A 22,098-nucleotide genomic window follows, 5' to 3' on the forward strand; every position below is an offset into this window, starting at 1 on the left:
TTTCGACGAGAGGGTCGCCATCGCCAGGCCGCCCTCGACAGAAGACGAAATCCAAAGATGAGCCAGCCCACAATCACGGTCGCGGACATCCGCAAGACCTTTCTCGATTTCTTCGCTTCCAAGGGCCACACGGTGGTGGCCTCCAGCTCGCTGGTGCCGGGCAACGACCCCACGCTCATGTTCACCAACTCGGGCATGGTGCAGTTCAAGGACGTGTTCCTGGGCGAAGACAAGCGCCCCTACGTGCGCGCCGCCTCGGTCCAGGCCTGCCTGCGCGCCGGCGGCAAGCACAACGACCTGGAGAACGTGGGCTACACCGCGCGCCACCACACCTTCTTCGAGATGCTGGGCAACTGGAGCTTCGGCGACTACTTCAAGCGCGAATCGCTCACCTGGGCCTTCGAACTGCTGACCCAGGTCTACAAGCTGCCGGCAGAAAAGCTCTGGGCCACGGTCTACATCGAGGACGACGAGGCCTACGACATCTGGACCAAGGAGATCGGCCTGCCGCCCGAGCGCGTGGTGCGCATCGGCGACAACAAGGGCGGGCGCTACATGTCCGACAACTTCTGGATGATGGCCGACACGGGCCCCTGCGGCCCGTGCTCCGAGATCTTCTACGACCACGGCCCCGAGATCCCCGGCGGCCCGCCCGGCAGCCCCGACGAAGACGGCGACCGCTACATCGAGATCTGGAACAACGTGTTCATGCAGTTCGACATGCAGCCCGACGGCTCGGTCAGGAAGCTGCCCGCGCCCTGCGTCGATACCGGCATGGGCCTGGAGCGCCTGGCCGCGATCCTGCAGCACGTGCACAGCAACTACGAGATCGACATCTTCGATGCGCTCATCCAGGCCGCCGCGCGCGAAACCGGCGAGAAGGACCTGGGCAACAACTCGCTCAAGGTGATTGCCGACCACATCCGCGCCACCTCGTTCCTGGTGGCCGACGGTGTCATTCCGTCGAACGAAGGCCGCGGCTACGTGCAGCGCCGCATCGTGCGCCGCGCCATTCGCCACGGCTACAAGCTGGGCCAGAAGAAGCCCTTCTTCCACAAGCTGGTGCCCGACCTCGTGAAGCTCATGGGCGAGGCCTACCCCAAGCTGGTGGCCGACGAGAAGCGCATCACCGAAACGCTCAAGGCCGAGGAAGAACGCTTCTTCGAGACGCTGGCCAACGGCATGGAAATCCTCGACGCGGCCCTGGCCGGCGACGCGAAGACGCTGCCGGGCGAAGTCGCCTTCAAGCTGCACGATACCTACGGCTTCCCGCTGGACCTGTCGGCCGACGTGTGCCGCGAGCGCGGCGTGAGCGTCGACGAGGCCGGCTTCAATGCCGCCATGGAAAAGCAGAAGGCGGCAGGCCGCGCCGCCGGCAAGTTCAAGATGGACCGCAACGTCGAATACGGCGGCGCGGGCAACGTCTTCACGGGCTACGAACACCTCGAGGAAACGGCCAAGGTCGTGGCGCTGTACTTCGAAGGCGCGGCCGTGCAGCAACTGAAGGAAGGCCAGCCCGGCATCGTGGTGCTCGACACCACGCCCTTCTATTCGGAGAGCGGCGGGCAGGTCGGCGACCAGGGCGTGCTGGTGGCCGAGGGCGTGCAGTTCGGCGTGGACGACACGCAGAAGATCAAGGCCGACGTGTTCGGCCACCACGGCACGCAGACGCAGGGCACGCTCAAGGTGGGCGACACGGTCAAGGCCGCGGTCGACACCGCGCGCCGCGCCGCCACCATGCGCAACCACTCGGTCACGCACCTGATGCACAAGGCCCTGCGCGAAGTGCTGGGCACGCACGTGCAGCAGAAGGGCTCGCTGGTCGATGCCGACAAGACGCGCTTCGACTTCGCGCACAACGCGGCCGTCACGCACGACCAGATCCTGGAGATCGAGAAGCGCGTGAACGCCGAGATCCTGGCCAACACCGAGACGCATGCGCGCGTGATGGACATGGAGTCGGCCCAGAAGACCGGCGCCATGATGCTGTTCGGCGAGAAGTACGGCGAGAGCGTGCGCGTGCTCGACATCGGCTCCAGCCGCGAGCTCTGCGGCGGCACCCACGTGGGCCGCACGGGCGACATCGGCCTGTTCAAGATCGTGAACGAAGGCGGCGTGGCCGCCGGCGTGCGCCGCATCGAAGCCGTCACGGGCGCCAATGCGCTCGGCTACCTGCAGGAGCTCGAAGCCACGGTGCAGAGCGTGGCCGCCACGCTCAAGTCGCCGGCGGGCGAGCTGCAGGGCCGGCTCACGCAGGTGCTGGAGCAGGTGAGGGCGCTGGAGCGCGAGGTGGGTTCGCTCAAGGGCAAGCTCGCATCGTCCAAGGGCGACGAGCTCCTGGCGCAGGCGGTCGACGTCAACGGGATCAAGGTGCTGGCGGCCAAGCTCGATGGCGCCGACGCCAAGACGCTGCGCGAGACCATGGACAAGCTCAAGGACAAGCTCAAGACGGCCGTGGTCGTGCTGGCCGCGGTCGACGGCGCCAAGGTGCAGGTGGCTGCGGGCGTCACGAGCGACACGGTCGGCAAGGTCAAGGCCGGCGAACTGGTCAACTTTGTCGCGCAGCAGGTGGGCGGCAAGGGCGGCGGCAAGGCCGACATGGCCATGGCCGGCGGCACCGATGCCGCAGGCCTGCCGGCGGCGCTCCAATCGGTGCAAGCCTGGGTGGCGGAACGCACCTGATGGCCCGAGCCGAGGTGCCCGACCGGCCTCCCGGCGAAGTGCTGGTGATGGGGGCGGGCACCATCGGCTGCTTCGTGGGCGGCAGCCTGGCGGCGGCCGGTGTGCCGGTGACTTTCGTCGGCCGCCCGCGCGTGCTGCAGGGCCTTGCGGAGCACGGCCTGGCGCTCAGCGACCTGGAAGGCGGCATGCATCGCCTGCCGGCCGCGAGCCTTCGGCTGAGCGAACAGGTGCCCGTCGGCGCGATGCCAGCCCTGGTGCTGCTGTGCGTGAAGAGCGGTGCCACAGCCGCCGCCGCCGCCGAGCTCGCCTTTGCGCTGCCCGCGGGCACGCTGGTCCTCTCGCTGCAGAACGGCATTTCAAATTGCGCCGCGGCGTCGCGCGTGGGGCCCACGCTCCAGGTGCTGCCGGGCATGGTGCCCTACAACGTGGCCGAGATTGGGCCCGGTGCCTTCCACCGCGGAACGGCCGGCCGGCTGGCGGCGCAGGACGATGCGGCGCTGCGGCCCTGGCTGCCGGTCTTCGCGCGGGCCGGCGTGCCGCTCGACCTTTTCCCTGACCTGCTGCCCGTGCAATGGGGCAAGCTGCTGCTCAACCTCAACAACCCGGTCAATGCGCTCTCGGGGCTGCCGCTGCGCGACGAGCTGCTGCAGCGCGGCTACCGGCGCTGCTTTGCGGCGCTGATCGACGAGGCGCTCGGCGTGCTGGGCAGTGCCGGCATCGCGCCCGCGCAGGTGGCCGCGGTGCCGGCGCAGCGGCTGTCGGCCGTGCTGCGGCTGCCCGACTGGCTGTTTCGCCTCGTCGCGGCGCGCATGCTGCGCATCGATGCCAAGGCCCGCTCGAGCATGGCCGACGACCTGGCGCTCGGGCGGCGCACCGAGATCGATGCGCTCAGCGGCGAAGTCGTGCGGCTCGCGCAGGACCAGGACCTGGAGGCGCCGCGCAACGCAAGGATGTTCGCGCTGCTCGAGGAGTGGCCCGCGCAGCCCCGGCGCTGGACGGCACGGCAATTGCAAGACGCGCTGGGCCTGTAGCGCGGACGCTGTACCCTCTCGGGCCATGGGGCGTGTGGCTTTCAAGGGGGTGTTCTCATGCAGGTTCTGATCCTCGGCAGCGGTGTCATCGGCACCTCGGTGGCGTACTACCTGGCGCGTGCCGGCCACGACGTGACGGTGCTCGAGCGCCAGCCCGCGCCCGCGCTCGAAACGAGCTTCGGCAACGCGGGCGAGGTGTCGCCGGGATATTCCGCGCCCTGGGCCGGGCCCGGCGTGCCGATCAAGGCCATCAAGTGGATGCTCATGCAGCACAGCCCGCTGGTGATCAAGCCCATGCTCGATCCGGCCATGTGGCGCTGGGGCCTGTCGATGCTGTGCAATTGCACCCAGGCGCGCTATGAACTCAACAAGGGCCGCATGGTCCGGCTTGCCGAATACAGCCGCGACTGCCTGAAGGCGCTGCGCGCCGACACCGGCATACGCTACGACGAGCGTGCGCTCGGCACCCTGCAGCTTTTCCGGACCCAGAAGCAGCTCGACGGCATCGCCAAGGACGTGGAAGTGCTCGAGGCCTCCGGCGTGCCCTACCAGGTGCTCGACCGCGAAGGCTGCGTGCAGTACGAGCCGGCGCTCGCGGCCGTCAGGAACAAGTTCGTCGGCGGGCTGCGCCTGCCGGGCGACGAGACCGGCGACTGCTTCAAGTTCACGCAGGCGCTGGCCGTGCTGGCCGAGGCGGCCGGCGCGAAGTTCCGCTTCGGCGTGGCCATCCAGGCCATCGAGCACGATGCCGGCGGCGTCACGGCCGTGAGCACCGATGCCGGCCGCTTCACGGCAGACCGCTACGTGGTGGCGCTCGGCAGCTACTCGCCGGCCATGGTCAGGCCGCTGGGCATCGACCTGCCGGTGTACCCGGTCAAGGGCTTCTCGATCACCGTGCCCATCTCCGACGCCAGCGGCGCGCCCGAATCCACCGTGATGGACGAGACCTTCAAGGTGGCCGTCACGCGCCTTGGCGAGCGCATCCGCGTGGGCGGCACCGCGCAGCTCTCGGGCTTCGACCTGCGGCTCGATGCAAAGCGGCGCGACACGCTCGAGCATGTCGTGACCGATCTCTTTCCGAAGGGCGGCGACGTGCGCGACGCCTCCTTCTGGACCGGCCTGCGCCCCATGACGCCCGACGGCACCCCGGTGATCGGCGCCACGCGCATTCCCAACCTGCTGCTGAGCACCGGCCACGGCACGCTCGGCTGGACCATGGCGGCCGGCACCGGCCGCGTGATGGCCGACCTGATCGATGGCCGAAGCCCCGCCATCGACATGGAAGGGCTGACGGTGGCGCGCTACGGCGCGTGAGCCGAGCAGCCGGACAACCTGCCTGAGAACCACCGCCGCCCGTACGGCGGCCTGCGGCTGCGCGCGCCGAATCTAAGGGTTTGTACTTAGATTGACGAAGCCATTCGTACTCGGTATTCTTCGTTTCGTTCCATTAATAAATCATTGTTTCATTAGTGAAACAAACAGATCCACCCACGAACGCCATGCCATCCACACGCCGACAAGCCATTGCAGCCGCCGTCGCACTGGGCGCCGCCTGCGCCACCGGGCTCGCCCGGGCCGACAGCTATCCGAGCAAGCCGATCACGCTGGTCGTCGCCTATCCGGCCGGCGGCGACACCGACGCGCTGGCGCGGCTCTTCGCCGAGAAGCTGTCGGCGCGCGTGGGCCAGCCCGTGGTGGTCGACAACCGCCCCGGCGCCAGCGGCATCATCGGCAGCGCCTATGTCTCGAAGGCGCAGCCCGACGGCTACACGCTGCTGCTTTCCCCCAGCACCTTCTCGATCGCGCAACTGGTGCTCAAGACGGGCGGCAGCTCGAGCTACGACGTGCTGAACGGCTTCACGCCGATCGTGCAGACCGGCAGCCAGCCGCTCTTCCTGGTGGCGAGCGGCGCCAGCAGCATGGCGAGCGCGAAGGACCTGGTGGCCGCGGCCAAGGGCGGCAAGCCGCTGACCTATGCGAGCCCGGGCAGCGGCTCGCCGATGCACATCCTGGGCGAGATGTTCAACCGCGCCGCGGGCGTGAGCCTCGCGCACGTGCCCTACAAGGGCGTGGCGCCAGCGGTCAACGACGTGCTGGGCGGCCACGTGCCCGCCACCTTCATCACGCTGGGCCCGGTGGCGCCGCACCTGGCCAACGGCAAGATGCTGCCGCTCGCGGTGGCCTCGCGCGAGCGCTCGGCCCTTGCACCGAAGGTGCCGACGCTGCAGGAGCTCGGCTACAAGGACGTGGAGGTGACGGCCTGGAACGGCCTCTGGGGCCCGCGCAACCTGCCGCTCGAAACCGTGAAGACGCTCAACGCGCACTTCAACGAGATCCTCAAGATGCCGGACGTCGTCTCGCGCATGGCCGTTCTCGGCACCACGCCGGTGGGCGGCGGTGCCGACGTGCTCGGCAAGACCAACGCCGCGGACTTCGAGCGCTTTGGCAAGGTCATCAAGGACATCGGCATCCAGGCCGACTGAAAAAGCATGACCGAACTCAAGGCCCTTCCCGATCCCTCGAGCCTGCAGGCCCTGCTGGCCGAACTGCCCGCCAACCTGCTGGCGGGCCGCCGCATCCTCGTGACCGGCGGTGCGCGCGGGCTGGGGCTTGCGTTTGCGCAGTGCATCGCCGCAGCCGGCGCGCAGGTGGTGCTGGCCGACATCCTCGGCGAGCTGGCCGGGAGCGAAGCCAAGGCGCTGCGCGATGCCGGCCACCAGGCGCATGCGCTTGAAGTCGACCTGTCGCAGCCGGCCTCGATCGAAGCCTGCGCGGCCGAGGCGCTTCGCCTGCTCGGCGGGCTCGACGGCCTCGTCAACAACGCCGCCATCACCAACTCGGGCGGACGCGATGCGCACCAGCTCGACGTCGACACCTGGGACCGCGTGATGAACGTCAACGTGCGCGGCACCTGGCTCATGGGCCGGGCCTGCCGGCCCGCGCTCGCGGCCAGCGGGCGCGGCGCGGTGGTCAACCTCGCGTCCGACACGGCGCTGTGGGGCGCGCCCAACCTGCTGGCCTATGCGTCGAGCAAAGGCGCCGTCATTTCCATGACGCGCTCGCTGGCGCGCGAGTGGGGCGGCGACAACATCACCGTCAACGCCGTGGCGCCCGGCCTCACGCTGGTGGAAGCCACCGAGTACGTGCCGATGGCGCGCCACCAGAAGTACCTCGAAGGCCGCGCCATTCCGCGCGAGCAGCAGGCCGCCGACGTCTGCGGCGCCACGCTGTACCTGCTTTCCGGCCTTGCACGCTTCGTGACGGGCCAGCTGCTGGCCGTCAACGGCGGCTTTGCGATGCACTGAATCAATTTTTTCCGACGAATGGAGTGAACACGATGAGCGATTTGTCCGAACAGCAGAAGATCACCGATACCGCAGGCAGCACGCTGGCACAGCCCGAGGGCAGCAGCCTCGCCGAGTGGATGAACAGCCGCATCGCGCGCTACGAGACCCGCAAGTACGACTGGGATGCGCTCAAGTTCCAGGCCGACCTCGACCCCAAGTTCCGCCGCGCGCAGATGCGCTACGTGGGCACCGGCGGCACCGGCGTTGCGAAGGACGTCAACACCGTGCCGGCCGAGCACTTCACCTTCTCCACCATGGTGATCCCGGCCGGGCATGAAGGCCCGCCGCACCTTCACACCGACGTGGAAGAAGTGTTCTTCCTGATCCGCGGCAAGCTCAAGGTGGTGATCGAAAAAGACGGCGAGCGCTTTGAAACCATCATGACCGACCGCGACCTGATCTCGGTGCCGCCCGGCGTGTACCGCGAAGAAATCAACATCGGCGACGAAGACGCGCTGATGTGCGTGATGCTCGGCGCGAAGAAGCCCGTGACGCCGACCTATCCGGCCGATCACCCGCTCGCGAAGATCAAGCGCTGAAGAAGAAGCAAGCCATGAACGACGCCATCGCCACCAACGCGCAAACTGCCTTGCCCGCTTCCGAGCTGGCGCTGCTGGAGGCCCGCTTTCCGGCGCGCGCCGTGCCGGTGAGCGGCGGCGCCGTGGTGTCGGTGCGCGAGCGCGGCGCGGGCCCGGCCATCGTCTGCCTGCACGGCATCGGCTCGGGTGCGGCCTCGTGGCTCAGCCTTGCCTTGCAGCTCGCGCCGCAGGCCCGCGTGATCGCGTGGGATGCGCCGGGTTATGGCGCATCGACGCCGCTCGCACCCGCGGCGCCTTCCGCGGCCGACCATGTGCAGCGGCTTCGCGGCCTGCTCGATGCGCTCGACATCCAGTCCTGCGTGCTGGTCGGCCATTCGCTCGGTGCGATCACGGCGGGCTGCGCCGCGCGCAAGGATTCGGCGCTGGCTTCGCGCATCCGGCGCCTCGTGCTCATCAGCCCCGCGGCCGGCTATGGTGCCCCGCAGCGCGAGGAAGCCCGCCGCAAGGTGCGCGCCGAGCGGCTTGCCACGCTCGACGAACTCGGCGTCGCCGGCATGGCCGCGAAGCGCGCGGGCCGGCTCGTGTCCGCCGGCGCCAGCGAACTCGCGCGCCAGTGGGTGCAATGGAACATGGCGCGGCTGAACGACGGCGGCTACCGCCAGGCCGTCGAGCTGCTGTGCAACGCCGACCTGCTGGCCGACCTGCCGCCCGCCATGCCGGTGCGCGTGGCCTGCGGCGCGCTCGATGCCGTCACCACGCCCGAGGCCTGCGCCGAAGTCGCGCGCCGGTGCGGCGTGCCGCTCGAATCGATTGCCGATGCCGGCCACGCGAGCTACGTGGAGCAGCCGCAGGCCGTTGCTGCGCTGCTGCGCGAAGTGCTGGCCGCCTGATAGAAGACACACGACAAGACAACCAACGGGAAGAACGAACAACCATGGCCACCAACGACAACGAGACAATGGAAGAGGGCGGTGAGCGCTACAACGTGCCGGCGCTCGAACGCGGCCTGCGCGTGCTGTGCGAGTTCAGCCGCGAGAGCCGCACGCTCTCCGCGCCCGAGCTGGCGCGCCGCCTCGACCTGCCGCGCTCGACCGTGTTCCGGCTTCTCACCACGCTGGAGAACATGGGTTTTCTCGAGCGCGCCGAAGGCGGGCGCGACTACCGCCTGGGCCTGGCCGTGCTGCGCCTGGGCTTCGAATACCTGGCTTCGCTGGAGCTCACGCAGCTGGGCGCACCGCTGCTCAACCGCCTGTGCGACGAGCTGCGCACGCCCTGCAACCTGGTGGTGCGCGACGGCCGCTCCATCGTCTATGTGGCCAAGGTGGCGCCGCCCACGCCGTTCGCGAGCTCGGTCACCGTGGGCACGCGCCTGCCGGCCCATGCCACGGTGCTGGGCCGCGTGCTGCTCGAAGACCTCACGCTGCCGCAATTGCGCGCGCTCTATCCGGAAGACAGGCTCGAGACCTTCTCGCCCAGCACACCCAAGACCGTGAGCGAGCTGTTCGACATGGTGCAGGCCGACCGCTCGCGCGGCTATGTGCTGGGTGAAGGCTTCTTCGAATCGAACATCTCCAGCATCGCGGCGCCGGTGCGCGACCACAGCGGCCACATCGTGGCGGCGCTGGGCGCCACCATCACCTCGGGCCACATCGAGGAGAACCGCATGGACGAGATGGTGCAGCGCGTGCGCGCCACCGCCGAAGAAATTTCGGGCCTCTTGAACTACTCGCCCGCCCGTGCGCAAAAGGTGGTGCCGCTTCGCAGCGCATGAACCGCGCCATGACACAGCCATCTTCTTCTTCCTTCTTTGCCGCCGACGCGCTGGCGGGCCGCGTGGCCGTGGTCACGGGCGGTTCCTCGGGCATCGGGCTGGCCACGGTCGAGCTGCTGCTCGAATGCGGCGCCGCGGTGGCGCTGTGCGGCCGCAATGCCGGGCGACTCGACAGCGCGGTTGCGGGCCTGCGCGAGAAGCACCCCGGCGCGCGGCTCTTCGCGCAGCCCTGCGACGTGCTCGACGGCCCCTCGGTGCGCGCCTTTGCGGCCGCCAGCGAGGCCGCGCTCGGCCCGGCCTCGATGCTGGTCAACAACGCGGGGCAGGGGCGGGTTTCCACCTTCGCCGATACCGACGATGCGGCCTGGACCGAAGAGCTCAACCTGAAATTCTTCTCGGTCATCAACCCGACGCGCGCCTTCCTGCCGCAGCTCGCGGCGCAGCGCATGGTGCACGGCGACGCCGCCATCGTCTGCGCCAACTCGCTGCTCGCGCGCCAGCCCGAGCCGCACATGGTCGCCACCTCGGCCGCGCGCGCCGGCCTGCTGAACCTCGTGCGCTCGATGGCCACCGAGTTCGCGCCGCAGGGCGTGCGCGTGAACGGCATCCTGATCGGCCTGGTCGAGTCAGGCCAGTGGCGCCGCCGCTTCGAGGCGCGCGAAGACCAGTCGCAGGACTGGGCTGCATGGAGCGGCCAGCTTGCGCAGAACAAGCACATCCCGCTGGGCCGCCTGGGGCTTCCGACCGAAGCCGCGCGCGCCATTCTTTTTCTTGCTTCACCGCTCGCGTCGTACACGACGGGCAGCCACATCGATATTTCCGGAGGCCTTTCGCGCCATGCATGAATCCAACAACAACACGGTCACGGTCGGCGCAGTCGTCGCGGCCTTTCTCGAACAGTGCGGCGTCAAGGCGGCCTTCGGCGTGATCTCGATCCACAACATGCCGATCCTCGATGCCTTCGCGCAGCGCGGCGCGATCCGCTTCGTGCCCGCGCGCGGCGAGGCCGGGGCCGGCAATATGGCCGACGCCTATGCGCGTTCGACGGCGAGCCTGGGCGTATGCCTCACGAGCACCGGCCCTGCAGCCGGCAACATCGCGGGCAGCATGGTCGAGGCGCTGACGGCCGGCGCGCCGCTCCTGCACATCACCGGGCAGATCGAGACGCCGTACCTTGACAAGGGCATGTCGTACATCCACGAAGCGCCCGACCAGCTCACCATGCTCAAGGCGGTGTCGAAGGCTGCCCTGCGCGTGCGCAGCGTGGAGACCGTGCTCGGCACGCTCAAGCGCGCGGTGCAGCTCGCATTGACGGCGCCGACCGGCCCGGTGAGCGTGGAGATCCCGATCGACATCCAGTCCGCGCTCACGACCATGCCGGCCGACCTGTCGCCGCTGCCGATCGAGCGGCCCGTGCCTTCGGCGGCCTCGCTCGACGCGCTGGCCGCTCGCCTTGCGGCCGCCAGGCGCCCGATGCTGTGGGTCGGCGGCGGCGCGCGCCATGCGGGCGCTGCGATCCGGCGGCTGCAGAAGCTCGGCTTCGGCGTGGTCACCACCACGCAGGGCCGTGGCACGGTGCCCGAAGACGATGCGGGTTCGCTCGGCTCGTACAACATCCACAAGCCGGTCGAGGCGCTCTACCAGCGCTGCGACGCGATGCTGGTCATCGGCTCGCGGCTGCGCGGCAACGAAACGCTCAAGTACGAACTGAAGCTGCCGCGTCCGCTGCTGCGCATCGATGCCGACGCCGCCGCCGAAGGCCGCGGCTACGCCACCGACCTGTTCGTCTGTGGCGATTCCGCGCTGGCGCTCGAAGGCCTGGCCGACCGCCTCGAAACCGCGAAGTACAGCGCCGACCCGGCGCTGCTTGCCGAGCTGCGCGCCGCGCACACGCAGGCCGTGGCCTCGCTGACCGACGGCCTCGGCCCCTACGCCGCGCTCGTGAAGGAGCTGCAGGCTGCAGCCGGCCGCAGCTTCAACTGGGTGCGCGACGTGACCGTGTCGAACAGCACCTGGGGCAACCGCGAGCTGCGCATCTTCGAGCCCAGCGCGGGCGTGCATGCCACGGGCGGCGGCATCGGCCAGGGCATGCCGATGGCCATCGGCGCGGCCATTGGCGCGGCCGAGACGGGCTCCGGCCGCAAGACCTTCTGCCTGGCCGGCGACGGCGGCTTCATCCTGAACCTCGGCGAGCTTGCCACCGCAGTGCAGGAGCAGGCCGACATGGTCATCGTGCTCATGAACGACAAGGGCTACGGCGTCATCAAGAACATCCAGGACGCGCAGTATGGCGGCCGGCGCTGCTATGCCGACCTGCACACCCCCGACTACGCGATGCTGTGCGCATCGCTCGCCCTGCCGCACGCCCGCGTGCAGCGCATGGACGAGCTCAAGGCGAAGCTCGGCGAGGCGCTGGCGAAGAAGGGGCCGTTCCTGCTCGAGATCGACATGCTGTCGATCGGCGAATTCAAGAGCACCTTCGCCGGCCCGCCGACCAACACCGTGACCCAGATACCGGCGCTTGGCAAGGCCGCCGCGTCGGTGGCGTGAGGGGCATGACCATGCTGCGCGTTGCACTCATCGGCTGTGGTGCCATCGGCACCTCGGTGCTCGAATTGCTCAAGGGCGATACCACGCTGGCGGTGGTGGCCATCGTCGTGCCTGAAGAAGGCGTGGCTGCCGCGCAGAAGGTTGCGCCCGGCGTGCAGGTCTCGAGCAGCGTGCCGGCTTCGGGCATCGACCTCGTGGTCGAGACGGCCGGCCATGCGGCCATCGAGGAGCATGTGCTGCCGGCGCTCGCGCGCGGCATGCCGTGCATCGTCGCCTCGGTGGGCGCGCTGTCGGCTACGGGACTCGCCGAAAGCCTCGAAGCCGCTGCCACTGCCGGCCGCACCCAGGTGCAGCTGATCGCGGGCGCCATCGGTGCCATCGATGCGCTGGCCGCTGCGCGCATCGGCGGGCTCGACAGCGTGCGCTACACCGGCCGCAAGCCTCCGCAGGCCTGGAAGGGCACGCCGGCCGAGCAGGGCCGCGACCTCGACGCGCTGACGCGGCAGACCGTGATCTTCGAAGGCAGCGCACGCGAGGCAGCGCAGCTCTATCCCAAGAACGCCAACGTTGCGGCGACCGTGTCGCTCGCGGGGCTGGGGCTCGACAAGACGCTGGTGCGGCTCATTGCCGATCCGGCCATTGCCGACAACGTGCACACGGTCGAGGCCGAGGGCGCCTTCGGCAGCTTCGAGCTGACCATGCGCAACAAGCCGCTCGCGGCCAATCCCAAGACCTCCGCGCTCACCGTGTACAGCGCGGTGCGCGCGCTGCGCAACCGGGCCGCGGCGCTCGCCATCTGAGCCATTTCCCATGATTTCTTCCGAACTTCTTCCGATCTGCATCGCCGGCGAATGGCGCCTGGGCGGCGGCGACGTGTACGAGAGCCTCTATCCCGCCACGGGCGAGCCGATCGCGCGCCTCAGGGCCGCGAGCCTGGCCGACGTCGAGGAAGCCATCACGCGTGCCGACCATGCGTTTCGCACCAGCGGCTGGGCCCAGCGCCTGCCGCACGAGCGCGCCGCGGTGCTGCACCGCGTGGCGCAGCTGATCCGAGAAGAGAGCGAGTCGCTCGCGCAAAAGCAGCGCCTGGATAACGGCAAGCCGATCAACGAAACGCGCAACCTCGTGGCCAGCGCGGCCGGCACTTTCCAGTTCTTCGCGGCCGCGCTCGAAACGCTCGAAGAAACCATCACCCCCTCGCGCGGCGCCTTCGTCACGATGAGCGTGCACGAGCCCATGGGCGTGGTCGCAGCCATCACCCCGTGGAATTCGCCGATCGCGAGCGAAGCGCAGAAGCTCGCGCCCGCGCTGGCGGCCGGCAATGCGGTGGTCGTAAAGCCCGCCGAGGTCACGCCGCTGATGGCGCTGGAACTCGCGCGCATCTGCGAGCAGGCCGGCGTGCCCAAGGGCATCGTCAGCGTGCTGCCAGGCAAGGGCTCGGTCATCGGCGATGCGATCACCCAGCATCCGCTGGTCAAGCGCGTGTCGTTCACCGGCGGCACCACCACCGGAAAGCACATTGCGCACATCGCGGCCGACAAGATGATGCCGGTGTCGCTGGAGCTCGGCGGCAAGTCGCCGACCATGGTGCTCGACGATGCGGACCTCGACCATGCGGTGAGCGGCGTGCTCTACGGCATCTTCAGCTCGTCGGGCGAATCGTGCATCGCGGGCTCGCGCCTCTTCGTGGCGCGCAGCATCTACGACGAGTTCCTCACGCGGCTGGCCGAAGGCGCCAACGCCTTGCGCGTGGGCGACCCGGCCTCGGAGCGCACGCAGATGGGCCCGCTCATCACCGCCAGGCACCGCGAGGGCATCGAGCGCTATGTGGCGCTGGGCGTGTCCGAAGGCGGGCGCATCCGCACCGGCGGCGTGCGGCCCCATGGCGGCGAGTACGACAAGGGCTATTTCTACCGGCCGACCATCATCGAAGGCCTGGACAACAGCGCGCGCATCAGCCAGGAAGAAATCTTTGGCCCGGTATTGGTCGCGATGCCCTTCGACGACGAGGAGTCGCTGATCGCGCAGGCCAACGACAGCGTCTACGCGCTGGCCGCGGGCGTCTGGAGCCGCGACTTCAAGCGCGCCTGGAAGCTTGGCCGCGCGGTGCAGGCCGGCACGGTCTGGGTCAACACCTACAAGCAGTTCTCGGTCTCCACGCCCTTCGGCGGCTGGCGCGACAGCGGCCTGGGCCGCGAGAAGGGCCGCGAAGGCATCTTCCAGTACATGGAGCAAAAGAGCATGTACTGGGGCACCAACGAACAACCTCTGCCCTGGGCACTGACATGAGCGTACTTGGCATCGACCAGATCACCTACGGGGCAGACGACCTGCCCACCTGCCGCCGTTTCTTCGAGGACTGGGGCCTGGCGCTGAAGTCGGAGGCGGCCGACGAGCTCGTCTTCGAATGCCTCAACGGCTGCAAGGTGGTCGTCGCGGCGTTGGACAAGGCGAGCCTGCCGCCCGCGATGGAAGAGGGCCCGACACTGCGCGAAGTGGTGTGGGGCGTGGAAAGCGAAGCGGACCTCGACGGCTATGCCGCCGCCATCGCACGAGACCCGGCCTTCTTCGATGGCACCGTCGACGGCGCACGCCGCATCGGCTGCATCGATCCCAACGGCCTCGCCGTGCGCTTGCAGGTCAGCCGCAAGCATGCGGTCGAGGTCGACTGCGGCGCGATGAACACCTGGAACGCCAAGCCGCGCATCAACCAAGCAGCGCCGATCTACGAGCGTGCGACGCCCATCGAGGTCGGCCACGTGGTGTTCTTCGTGAGCGACGTGGCGGCCACCAGCGCGTTCTACGCGCAGCGCTTCGGCTTCGTCTCGTCCGACAGCTATCCGAACCGCGGCGCGTTCATGCGCTGCGCACCGGAGGGCGGCCACCACGACCTGTTCCTGCTGCAGATCCCTTCGGGCAAGCGGGGGCTCAACCACGTCGCCTTCACCGTGCGCGACATCCACGAGGTGTTCGGCGGCGGCCTGCATTTCTCGCGCCGCGGCTGGGAAACGCAACTGGGCCCGGGGCGGCATCCGGTGTCTTCCGCGTACTTCTGGTACTTCAGGAATCCGGCCGGCGGCCTGATCGAGTACTACGCGGACGAAGACCAGCTCACCGCCGACTGGCAGCCGCGCGAGTTCGAGCCGGCCCCTACGGTGTTCGCCGAATGGGCGGTCGACGGCGGGCTCGACGGCAACACCCGCCGCCAGAAGAACGCGGAAGGCCCGAAAGGCGCCTTCCTCACGGAGAAAAAGTGAATCCGACAACCACCACCATGCAACGACGCCTCTCCCTTTCCCTTGTGTTCGCCGCGCTGTCGGCCCTTGCCATCGCTTCGCCCGCGCGGGCCCAGGGCGATGCGCAGAAGCAGCTCTCGAGCGAGCGCTTCACCATCGTCTCGCCGTTCCCGCCCGGTGGCCCGGTCGACACGCTGGCGCGCGTGCTTTCCGAGGGGCTCGCCAAGCGCTACGGCAAGGCCGCGGTGGTCGAGAACCTGGTCGGCGCGGCCGGCAACATCGGTATCGACAAGGTCAAGCGCGCCAAGAGCGACGGGCACACGCTGCTCGTGGTGCCCGCAGGCAACCTCACGATCAACCCCACGCTGATGCCGAACTTCCCGTTCGACATCGAGAAGGACTTCGTGCCCGTCACCATGCTGGCCAAGGCGCCCAACGTGCTGGTGGCCTCGCCCTCGTCGGGCATCAAGAGCGCGAAGGATCTGGTGGCGCAGGCCAAGGCCAAGCCCGGCACGCTGTCGTATGCCTCGCCCGGCGTGGGCAGCGGCCTGCACCTGGCGGGCGAGCTGTTCAAGCAGCAGGCCGGCATCGACCTGCTGCACGTGCCCTACAAGGGCACGGCACCCGCGCTCAACGACGTGCTCGGCGGCGTGGTGCCGCTGATGTTCAGCAACCTGCCCGCGACCATGCCCTTCATCAAGAACGGCAAGCTGGTGGCGCTGGGCGTGACCGAGGCCGCGCGCAGCCCAGCCGCGCCCGACATTCCCACGCTGGCGGAGCAGGGCATCCAGGGCGTGGCCGTGACCTCGTGGTATGGCCTGCTGGCACCCAGGGGCACGCCGCCCGCGGTGGTCGAGCAGCTCGCGAAGGACGCGGCCGAAATGCTGGCCCAGCCCGACGTGCGCGATCGCCTCAAGGCGCAGGGCATGACCGATGCCGCCATGAAGCCGGCCGCCTTCGCCGCGCACATCCGCGACGAGACGGCCGTGTGGGCCAAGGTCATCAAGGCCCGCAACATCGTGGCCGAGTGAGCCGCGGACCCGCGCGCCTGCCGTCATTCTTTCCGCCCGATTCACATCCACCTCACCCCACGGAGGCAACCATGCAACAAGACCGCTACCTGCAACCGCACCAGGCACGCCAGCGCCCCGCGACCACCTATGAAGACCTGCTGGGCGACGTGATCGAGCGTGCCTTTGCCGACGGCATTCACGACCTGCCCGGCCTCGTGCAGCGCCTGAACGACAGCGGCTTGGCCACTCCCGGCGGGCAGCCGTGGACCGAGGCGCTGTACCGCAAGGAAATGGCCACGCTGGCCGCCTGAGGAGCATCACACCATGACCATCGCCATCACCCCCGTAGCCGCAGACCCGGTCGACCACCTGCTCGAGATCGGCCTGAAGGACCTCTGGTACCCGATCTGCCCCTCGCACTTCATCAAGGAGAACCCCGTCTCGCTGCGCCGCCTGGGCCGCAAGATCGCGCTGTGGCGCGACGGCGAAGGCGTGCTGCATGCGCTGGAGGACCGCTGCCCGCACCGCGGCGCGCCGTTGTCGCAGGGCGTGGTGCTGGGCGACCGGCTCTCGTGCCCCTACCACGGCGTGGAAGTGCGCCATGACGGCGTCGTCACGCGCGTGCCCGGCAGCCCGGGCTGCAAGCTCGAAGGCTCGCAGGCCACGCGGCACTTCCATGTGCAGGAGCGCGCAGGCGCCGTCTTCCTCTACAACGGGAAGGAATCGGTCGATGTGCCGCCGCCGCTGGTGCTGCCCGAGCAGCTCACGGACGATGCCGAGTACTCGTCTTTCCTTTGCTACACCGAGTGGAAGGGCGACTACCGCTACGTGCTCGACAACGTGATGGACCCGATGCACGGCACCTACCTGCACAAGCAGTCGCATTCGATGGCCGAGGGCGATTCGACCGCCAAGTTCGGCATCCGCCAGACCGACACCGGCTTCGTCTTCGAGAAGGAAGGCCAGCGCAACGTCAACTTCGACTGGACCGAATGGGCCGACACCGGCATCCACTGGATGCGGCTGGAAATTCCATACCCGAAGACCGGTGGCCCCGGCGGCAACTTCATCATCATCGGCGCCTTCTCGCCGATCGTGAAGGGCATGACGGCCACTTTCTTCTGGCGCGTGCGCAAGCTGCCGCCAGGCTGGGAGCGCGACACCTGGCGCTTCCTGTACAAGAACCGCCTCGAGGCGCGTCATTGGCACGTGCTGGAGCAGGACCGCGTGATGCTCGAGGAAATGGAGCCCGACGCCAACCAGCACGAGAACCTGTACCAGCACGACCTGGGCATCGTCCGCCTGCGCCGCCACATGCGCAACCTGGCGCAAGCCCAGCTCGCGGAAGCTGGCGCGGCCACCGCCACGGCCTGATCCATAGAAAGCTCCGCCATGTCTTCCCCCACGCTGAACGCCCTGGTGCACACGCTGCGCTACGAGGCCGACGGCATCGTCAGCGTCGAGTTCCGGCCGGCTTCGCCCGAGACGGAGTTTCCCGCCTTCGAGGCCGGCTCCCACATCGACCTGCACCTGCCCAACGGGCTGGTGCGCAGCTACTCGCTGTGCAACCCGGCGAGCGACCGCCAGCGCTACGTGGTCGGCGTGCTCAATGACCGCAAGAGCCGCGGCGGCTCGCGCTACGTGCACCAGCAACTGCGCGTGGGCATGACGCTGCCGATCTCGGCGCCGCGCAACAACTTCAAGCTCGAAGAGGGCGCGGACCATTCGGTGCTGGTGGCCGGCGGCATCGGCGTGACGCCCATCTGGTGCATGCTGCAGCGGCTGGCGGCCCTGGGCAAGCCGGTGGAACTGGTCTACTGCGCGCGCACGCGCAAGGAGGCCGCCTTCTGCGATGCGATCGAGGCGCTGGCGCGCGAGAACGCGGTGCCGCTCACCTGGCACTTCGACGACGAGAAGGGCGCGCCGCCCGACTTGGCCGCGCTGCTGGCCGGCAAGGGCGCCGCGAGCCACTACTACTGCTGTGGTCCCACGCCGATGCTCGATGCCTTCGAGAAGAGCTGCGAGAAGCTGGGCTATGCCAATGCCCACATCGAGCGCTTTGCCGCGCTGCATGTGGAGGCGCCGAGCGCCACGCAGGGCTGCGTGGTCGAGTGCGCGAAAAGCGGCAGATGCGTCGAGGTGCCGCCCGGCAAGTCGATTCTCGACAGCCTGATCGATGCAGGCCTGAACCCCGACCACAGCTGCAAGGAGGGCGTCTGCGGCGCCTGCGAAACCGCAGTGCTCGAAGGCGAGATCGACCACCACGACGGCATCCTCACCAAGATCGAACGCGCGTCCAACAAGACCATGATGATCTGCGTCTCTCGCTGCAAGGGCGAGCGGCTGGTGCTCGACATCTGAGATTCCCCCACCAAGCAAGAAAGCGTAGAGAGACATCCCATGAAAAAGTACGTGTTCGCGCTGGCTTCGGCCGGCGCGGCTGGCGCAGCGCTGGCCCAATCTTCCGTCACCCTGTTCGGCGTGGTCGACGCGGCCGTCACCCACACGCGCGGCAGCGGCGACGGATCGGCCCGCAAGACGCAGCTGACCAGCAGCGGCAACATGTTCAGCCGCATCGGCTTTCGCGGAACCGAGGACCTGGGCGGCGGCCTCTCGGCGGGCTTCTGGCTCGAGGCCGGCCTGCAGAACGACAGCGGCTCGGGCTTTCCCTCGAACACGAACAACCAGGCCAGCGGCAACGGCACGCCGGGCGTGCTGAGCTTCAACCGCCGCTCGACGCTGAGCCTGGCGGGCCCGTTCGGCGAAGTGCGCCTGGGCCGCGACTACGTACCGGCCTTCTGGAACACGGCGATCTTCGATCCGTTCGGAACCGGCGGCGGTATCGGGGCCAACCAGATCTATTTCTCGGGCCTTGGCGGCCTGCCTGCGCCCACCGGCACGCGCGCGTCGAACAGCATCGGCTACTTCCTGCCGGGCAACCTGGGCGGCTTCTACGGACAGGCCATGTACGCGATGGGCGAGAACGACTCGACGTCGGTGCTGCCGGGTTCGCTGCGCCCGAACCGCCGCGACGGCAGCCACGTTGGCTTTCGCTTCGGCTACCTGCAGGGCGGCTTCAACATTGCGCTGGCCACCGGCAAGACGCGCTACGCGAGCGGCGATCTTCGCGTGACCAACCTCGGTGCTTCCTACACCTTCGGCCCCTCGCTGATGAGCCTGAAGCTCACGGGCGAGCTCTACACCGAGTCGAAGGGAAGCACCGACGGCAAGGGCGCGCTGATCGGCTTCCAGCTGCCGGTCGGCCCCGGCGAGATCAAGGGCTCGTATGCGCGCCACCGGCTCGAGCCCGCCGGTGCCGCACTGAAGCCGACCACGTCGAAGTTCGCGATCGGCTATGTGCACAACCTCTCGAAGCGCACCGCGCTGTACGCCACCTTCGCGCGCATCGGCAACCGCAACGGCGCAGCACAGGCGCTTGCGGGCGCCATCACCATGCCGAACCGCGCCTCCAGCGGCACGGAGTTCGGCATGCGCCACATCTTCTAGGGCCCGTTCGCGCACATGGTGTGGCTGCAGCGTCACACCGGATGCGCTCCGCTTTCCCGTTGGGTGCACGTGCTTCGTTGACGCTGTCATCTTCGATCAGCCAAAGATGTGCGCACTTCCAAGGAGGGGGAGCGCACGCGAAGCCATACAGAAAAGCTGCAGGAGAACCTGCCGACGACGCTGCTGGCGAAGACCGAGGCAAGCCAGCAGAAGATGCTGGCGCAGGAGGCCGGCGGCAAGGAAGACTATCCGCACGCGCTGCGCTACCAGGGCAGCCTGAAGCGGCGCGGGAACCAGAAGCGCTGAGGCCGCACGATCATGAAGAACACACTCAACTGTGTTGCGGCCGGCCTGTCGTCGCTGCTGTTGCTGGCCGGCTGCGGCCGGCGCGCCGAGCCGGAGGCGCAGCTGGTCGGCGTCTATGCCGTGAAGAAGAACGGCGCGCTGCGGGAGCTGGTCAAGGTCGAGCGCCAGGGCGGCCGCTACATCATGCGCGACAAGGTACGCACTCCCGAGTGGAGCGAGCCGAAGCTGCAGAAGCTGTGACGCGGTGCTTGCGTTTGCATTGAAGGGGGAGGGTGCGGATGCGGGTTCATTCGGGTCGCGATCGCGCCGACGGGGACATTCGCGAAGGGGAGTACCCGGTGGCCTGTGCACGCGCCCCGAACAAGAACGACAGCACCAAGAAACTACGGACCAGTAGAACCCGGTGCCACGATCGCACCTTCGATGCGATGGCGCTCAAGTGCATCGGCGACAAAGCCACTCGCCTTCATCTCCTCGACAAAGGCAGACAGCAGCGCCTGCGCCTCGACACCGCGGCTCGCGGGCGTGCCCATGGCCTGCTGGATCACCATGAAGCGGCCGGGCAGCACGCGCACACCCGGCTCGCGCCGCGCCTCGGCTTCAAGCAGCTGGCGAATGCCGGCGGCCACCTCGACCGCGCCTGAACGCAGTGCCGCCAATGCAGCGGCCGCGCCCTGGAGGCGGACGATCTCGGCCTGCTCGATCTCGCGCGTGAGGAACAGGTCGTAGGCGCTGCCCGCGCCGACCGAGATGCGATGACCCGCGCGGTCGACCTGCGCGTTGTCGGTGAGCTCCGATGACTCGCGCACGAGGTAGCTGCCCTCGATCAGCACGTAGGGCGCGGTGAACAGCAGCCCTTCGCTGCGCGCCGGGTCGATCGCGAAGAAACCGATGTCGGCCTTCTCGTTCCTTACCGCGTCGACCGAGGCCGCTGCCTTCTCGAACACCACAAGCTCGATGCCCACGCCAAGCCTGCGCGCGAACTCGCGCGCGAGATCGACCGACACGCCCACCGGTTCGCCGGTGGCCGCATCCTTGTTCGCGAGGATCGGGTTGCCGAGGTTGATCGATGCGCGCAGCATGCCGCCGGGCGCGAAGGCGGAGACAAGAGCGGGGGCAACGGGTTGGGGCTGGTTCATGGCGTCCATCGTCCGGGAAAGATGATGGGCACCAGTTTACTGAGCCCCGAACCGCCGCATCACTGCCGCCTCAGCGCGCCGTCAGCGGCTCCAGCCCGGTCTTCGCGATGGTCGGTGCCGCCTCGGGGGAGTTGAGATAGCGGATCAGCTGGCGCGCCGCATCGGGCTGCTTGGACGCCGTGACAATTCCGGCAGAGAACACCGTCACGCGCTGCACTTCCGCGGGCAGCGGCCCGATGTAGTCGATGCCCGCGATCGGCAGCAGTTCGCTCACCTGCTGCAGCCCGAGCGCCGCGTCGCCGCGCGCCACCACGGTGCCCACGCGCTCGCTGAGGATGCGCTTGCTCTTGGGCTTGACCTGGTCCTCGATGCCGAGCTTCTTGAGCAGTTCGGTCTCGTAGTAGGTGCCGCTGGCGCTGGCCGAATAGGCGATGGAAGGCGCCGCCAGCAGCGTGCGCTTGAGCGCGTCGACTGTCGAGATGTCGGGCTTGGGCGCGCCCTTGCGCACCGCAAAGCCGATCGAGGAGCGCACCAGGTCGACCTGGCTGCCGGGCACCACCTTGCCTTGCGCCACCAGCGCATCGAGCGCGGGGCGCGCCAGGATCACCACGTCGGCCGGCTCGTTGCGCGACAACCGGCTCGGAATGGAATCTTCGGCATTGCCCATGGAAGCGCCATACGCGGTCTTGACCGTGCGGCCGCTGCTGCGTTCGAAGCCCGGGCGCAGCTCGTTGTACGCGGCCGTGAAGCCGCCCGAGGTCATCACGTGGATGTCGCCGGCCGCGGGCGGCCGGCTGCCGAAGCTGCCGCATGCGGCAAGAACGGATGCCGCGGCCAGCAGGCTGGCGCGGCGGGTCAGGCGGTTGAGCGAGAAGGTGTGGGTCTTCATGGTGTCTCCTGATGAATCTCCCTCGATCGTAGGCAGCGAGGCTGTCAATCGGCCTTCAGCGCCTTCGGGGTAAACACCAGGGTCTGTG

22 protein-coding genes are annotated in these 22,098 nt (G+C 68.7%); 20 read left to right on the plus strand and 2 right to left on the minus strand.

Annotated elements, in window-relative coordinates:
• Nucleotides 1-57 precede the first annotated feature (57 nt).
• The 20 genes from alaS (at nucleotide 58) to EJO66_RS06415 (ending at nucleotide 20,222) form a co-directional block, all read left to right on the plus strand.
• A complete protein-coding gene (alaS, locus tag EJO66_RS06320) occupies nucleotides 58-2,682 on the plus strand; it encodes an alanine--tRNA ligase (RefSeq protein ID WP_124958140.1) in 2,625 nt (874 codons plus the stop codon).
• Nucleotides 2,682-3,713 (plus strand): 2-dehydropantoate 2-reductase, encoded by a 1,032-nt coding sequence (locus EJO66_RS06325; RefSeq protein WP_124958139.1) that lies wholly within the window; start codon nucleotides 2,682-2,684, stop codon nucleotides 3,711-3,713. The genes alaS and EJO66_RS06325 overlap by 1 nt, the downstream gene beginning before the upstream one ends.
• Before the next feature lie 57 nt (nucleotides 3,714-3,770).
• Entirely contained in the window at nucleotides 3,771-5,027 is a 1,257-nt protein-coding gene (locus EJO66_RS06330; protein WP_124958138.1) for a D-amino acid dehydrogenase, read from the plus strand.
• A 185-nt stretch (nucleotides 5,028-5,212) separates the two neighbouring features.
• Entirely contained in the window at nucleotides 5,213-6,196 is a 984-nt protein-coding gene (locus tag EJO66_RS06335; protein WP_124958137.1) for a Bug family tripartite tricarboxylate transporter substrate binding protein, read from the plus strand.
• Between the two features lie 6 nt (nucleotides 6,197-6,202).
• On the plus strand, nucleotides 6,203-7,018 hold the full coding sequence (locus EJO66_RS06340; protein ID WP_124958136.1) for an SDR family oxidoreductase: 816 nt from the start codon (nucleotides 6,203-6,205) through the stop codon (nucleotides 7,016-7,018).
• A 32-nt stretch (nucleotides 7,019-7,050) separates the two neighbouring features.
• Nucleotides 7,051-7,599 (plus strand): cupin domain-containing protein, encoded by a 549-nt coding sequence (locus EJO66_RS06345; RefSeq protein WP_012748269.1) that lies wholly within the window; start codon nucleotides 7,051-7,053, stop codon nucleotides 7,597-7,599.
• A gap of 14 nt (nucleotides 7,600-7,613) precedes the next feature.
• Nucleotides 7,614-8,489, plus strand: coding sequence for an alpha/beta fold hydrolase (locus EJO66_RS06350; protein ID WP_125964771.1), 876 nt, complete (start codon nucleotides 7,614-7,616; stop codon nucleotides 8,487-8,489).
• A gap of 44 nt (nucleotides 8,490-8,533) precedes the next feature.
• Entirely contained in the window at nucleotides 8,534-9,370 is an 837-nt protein-coding gene (locus EJO66_RS06355) for an IclR family transcriptional regulator (RefSeq protein ID WP_124958134.1), read from the plus strand.
• A gap of 8 nt (nucleotides 9,371-9,378) precedes the next feature.
• Nucleotides 9,379-10,215: an SDR family oxidoreductase gene (locus tag EJO66_RS06360; RefSeq protein WP_125964772.1), complete on the plus strand. Its 837-nt coding sequence runs from the start codon at nucleotides 9,379-9,381 to the stop codon at nucleotides 10,213-10,215.
• Nucleotides 10,208-11,920, plus strand: coding sequence for a thiamine pyrophosphate-binding protein (locus EJO66_RS06365; RefSeq protein ID WP_125964773.1), 1,713 nt, complete (start codon nucleotides 10,208-10,210; stop codon nucleotides 11,918-11,920). The genes EJO66_RS06360 and EJO66_RS06365 overlap by 8 nt, the downstream gene beginning before the upstream one ends.
• A gap of 5 nt (nucleotides 11,921-11,925) precedes the next feature.
• Nucleotides 11,926-12,720: an aspartate dehydrogenase gene (locus tag EJO66_RS06370; protein ID WP_399281404.1), complete on the plus strand. Its 795-nt coding sequence runs from the start codon at nucleotides 11,926-11,928 to the stop codon at nucleotides 12,718-12,720.
• 10 nt (nucleotides 12,721-12,730) lie between these two features.
• Complete coding sequence (locus EJO66_RS06375; RefSeq protein WP_124958131.1) at nucleotides 12,731-14,209, plus strand: aldehyde dehydrogenase; 1,479 nt, start codon at nucleotides 12,731-12,733, stop codon at nucleotides 14,207-14,209.
• Nucleotides 14,206-15,177 carry a VOC family protein gene (locus EJO66_RS06380; protein ID WP_125964774.1) on the plus strand — a complete coding sequence of 324 codons (972 nt, stop codon included), beginning with the start codon at nucleotides 14,206-14,208 and terminating at the stop codon, nucleotides 15,175-15,177. Before EJO66_RS06375 ends, EJO66_RS06380 begins: the two co-directional genes overlap by 4 nt.
• A gap of 17 nt (nucleotides 15,178-15,194) precedes the next feature.
• Nucleotides 15,195-16,187 (plus strand): Bug family tripartite tricarboxylate transporter substrate binding protein, encoded by a 993-nt coding sequence (locus EJO66_RS06385; RefSeq protein ID WP_125964775.1) that lies wholly within the window; start codon nucleotides 15,195-15,197, stop codon nucleotides 16,185-16,187.
• 71 nt (nucleotides 16,188-16,258) lie between these two features.
• Nucleotides 16,259-16,480 carry a recombinase-like helix-turn-helix domain-containing protein gene (locus EJO66_RS06390; protein WP_012748259.1) on the plus strand — a complete coding sequence of 74 codons (222 nt, stop codon included), beginning with the start codon at nucleotides 16,259-16,261 and terminating at the stop codon, nucleotides 16,478-16,480.
• Nucleotides 16,481-16,493: 13 nt separating this feature from the next.
• On the plus strand, nucleotides 16,494-17,543 hold the full coding sequence (locus EJO66_RS06395) for an aromatic ring-hydroxylating oxygenase subunit alpha (protein WP_124958128.1): 1,050 nt from the start codon (nucleotides 16,494-16,496) through the stop codon (nucleotides 17,541-17,543).
• Nucleotides 17,544-17,561: 18 nt separating this feature from the next.
• Nucleotides 17,562-18,530: a PDR/VanB family oxidoreductase gene (locus EJO66_RS06400; RefSeq protein ID WP_125964776.1), complete on the plus strand. Its 969-nt coding sequence runs from the start codon at nucleotides 17,562-17,564 to the stop codon at nucleotides 18,528-18,530.
• A 39-nt stretch (nucleotides 18,531-18,569) separates the two neighbouring features.
• A complete protein-coding gene (locus EJO66_RS06405; protein ID WP_124958126.1) occupies nucleotides 18,570-19,676 on the plus strand; it encodes a porin in 1,107 nt (368 codons plus the stop codon).
• Nucleotides 19,677-19,784: 108 nt separating this feature from the next.
• Nucleotides 19,785-19,982, plus strand: coding sequence for a hypothetical protein (locus tag EJO66_RS06410; protein WP_125964777.1), 198 nt, complete (start codon nucleotides 19,785-19,787; stop codon nucleotides 19,980-19,982).
• A gap of 12 nt (nucleotides 19,983-19,994) precedes the next feature.
• A complete protein-coding gene (locus EJO66_RS06415; RefSeq protein WP_240648519.1) occupies nucleotides 19,995-20,222 on the plus strand; it encodes a hypothetical protein in 228 nt (75 codons plus the stop codon).
• A gap of 143 nt (nucleotides 20,223-20,365) precedes the next feature.
• On the opposite strand, the gene EJO66_RS06420 is transcribed toward EJO66_RS06415, so the two are convergent.
• Nucleotides 20,366-21,121, minus strand: a complete 756-nt coding sequence (locus EJO66_RS06420; RefSeq protein WP_124958124.1) for a transporter substrate-binding domain-containing protein — start codon at nucleotides 21,119-21,121, stop codon at nucleotides 20,366-20,368.
• 70 nt (nucleotides 21,122-21,191) lie between these two features.
• Nucleotides 21,192-22,010 (minus strand): substrate-binding domain-containing protein, encoded by an 819-nt coding sequence (locus EJO66_RS06425; protein ID WP_125964778.1) that lies wholly within the window; start codon nucleotides 22,008-22,010, stop codon nucleotides 21,192-21,194.
• Between the last annotated feature and the right edge of the window lie 88 nt (nucleotides 22,011-22,098).

Source organism: Variovorax beijingensis, assembly GCF_003951285.1.
Lineage (GTDB): Bacteria > Pseudomonadota > Gammaproteobacteria > Burkholderiales > Burkholderiaceae_C > Variovorax > Variovorax beijingensis.

What these genes read in the sequence shown, in the direction of transcription:
- alaS (WP_124958140.1), top strand. Translation starts at nt 58, where the DNA reads ATGAGCCAGCCCACAATCACGGTCGCGGACATCCGCAAGACCTTTCTC.
- EJO66_RS06325 (WP_124958139.1), top strand. Translation starts at nt 2,682, where the DNA reads ATGGCCCGAGCCGAGGTGCCCGACCGGCCTCCCGGCGAAGTGCTGGTG.
- EJO66_RS06330 (WP_124958138.1), top strand. Translation starts at nt 3,771, where the DNA reads ATGCAGGTTCTGATCCTCGGCAGCGGTGTCATCGGCACCTCGGTGGCG.
- EJO66_RS06335 (WP_124958137.1), top strand. Translation starts at nt 5,213, where the DNA reads ATGCCATCCACACGCCGACAAGCCATTGCAGCCGCCGTCGCACTGGGC.
- EJO66_RS06340 (WP_124958136.1), top strand. Translation starts at nt 6,203, where the DNA reads ATGACCGAACTCAAGGCCCTTCCCGATCCCTCGAGCCTGCAGGCCCTG.
- EJO66_RS06345 (WP_012748269.1), top strand. Translation starts at nt 7,051, where the DNA reads ATGAGCGATTTGTCCGAACAGCAGAAGATCACCGATACCGCAGGCAGC.
- EJO66_RS06350 (WP_125964771.1), top strand. Translation starts at nt 7,614, where the DNA reads ATGAACGACGCCATCGCCACCAACGCGCAAACTGCCTTGCCCGCTTCC.
- EJO66_RS06355 (WP_124958134.1), top strand. Translation starts at nt 8,534, where the DNA reads ATGGCCACCAACGACAACGAGACAATGGAAGAGGGCGGTGAGCGCTAC.
- EJO66_RS06360 (WP_125964772.1), top strand. Translation starts at nt 9,379, where the DNA reads ATGACACAGCCATCTTCTTCTTCCTTCTTTGCCGCCGACGCGCTGGCG.
- EJO66_RS06365 (WP_125964773.1), top strand. Translation starts at nt 10,208, where the DNA reads ATGCATGAATCCAACAACAACACGGTCACGGTCGGCGCAGTCGTCGCG.
- EJO66_RS06370 (WP_399281404.1), top strand. Translation starts at nt 11,926, where the DNA reads ATGACCATGCTGCGCGTTGCACTCATCGGCTGTGGTGCCATCGGCACC.
- EJO66_RS06375 (WP_124958131.1), top strand. Translation starts at nt 12,731, where the DNA reads ATGATTTCTTCCGAACTTCTTCCGATCTGCATCGCCGGCGAATGGCGC.
- EJO66_RS06380 (WP_125964774.1), top strand. Translation starts at nt 14,206, where the DNA reads ATGAGCGTACTTGGCATCGACCAGATCACCTACGGGGCAGACGACCTG.
- EJO66_RS06385 (WP_125964775.1), top strand. Translation starts at nt 15,195, where the DNA reads ATGCAACGACGCCTCTCCCTTTCCCTTGTGTTCGCCGCGCTGTCGGCC.
- EJO66_RS06390 (WP_012748259.1), top strand. Translation starts at nt 16,259, where the DNA reads ATGCAACAAGACCGCTACCTGCAACCGCACCAGGCACGCCAGCGCCCC.
- EJO66_RS06395 (WP_124958128.1), top strand. Translation starts at nt 16,494, where the DNA reads ATGACCATCGCCATCACCCCCGTAGCCGCAGACCCGGTCGACCACCTG.
- EJO66_RS06400 (WP_125964776.1), top strand. Translation starts at nt 17,562, where the DNA reads ATGTCTTCCCCCACGCTGAACGCCCTGGTGCACACGCTGCGCTACGAG.
- EJO66_RS06405 (WP_124958126.1), top strand. Translation starts at nt 18,570, where the DNA reads ATGAAAAAGTACGTGTTCGCGCTGGCTTCGGCCGGCGCGGCTGGCGCA.
- EJO66_RS06415 (WP_240648519.1), top strand. Translation starts at nt 19,995, where the DNA reads ATGAAGAACACACTCAACTGTGTTGCGGCCGGCCTGTCGTCGCTGCTG.
- EJO66_RS06420 (WP_124958124.1), bottom strand. Translation starts at nt 21,121, where the DNA reads ATGAACCAGCCCCAACCCGTTGCCCCCGCTCTTGTCTCCGCCTTCGCG.
- EJO66_RS06425 (WP_125964778.1), bottom strand. Translation starts at nt 22,010, where the DNA reads ATGAAGACCCACACCTTCTCGCTCAACCGCCTGACCCGCCGCGCCAGC.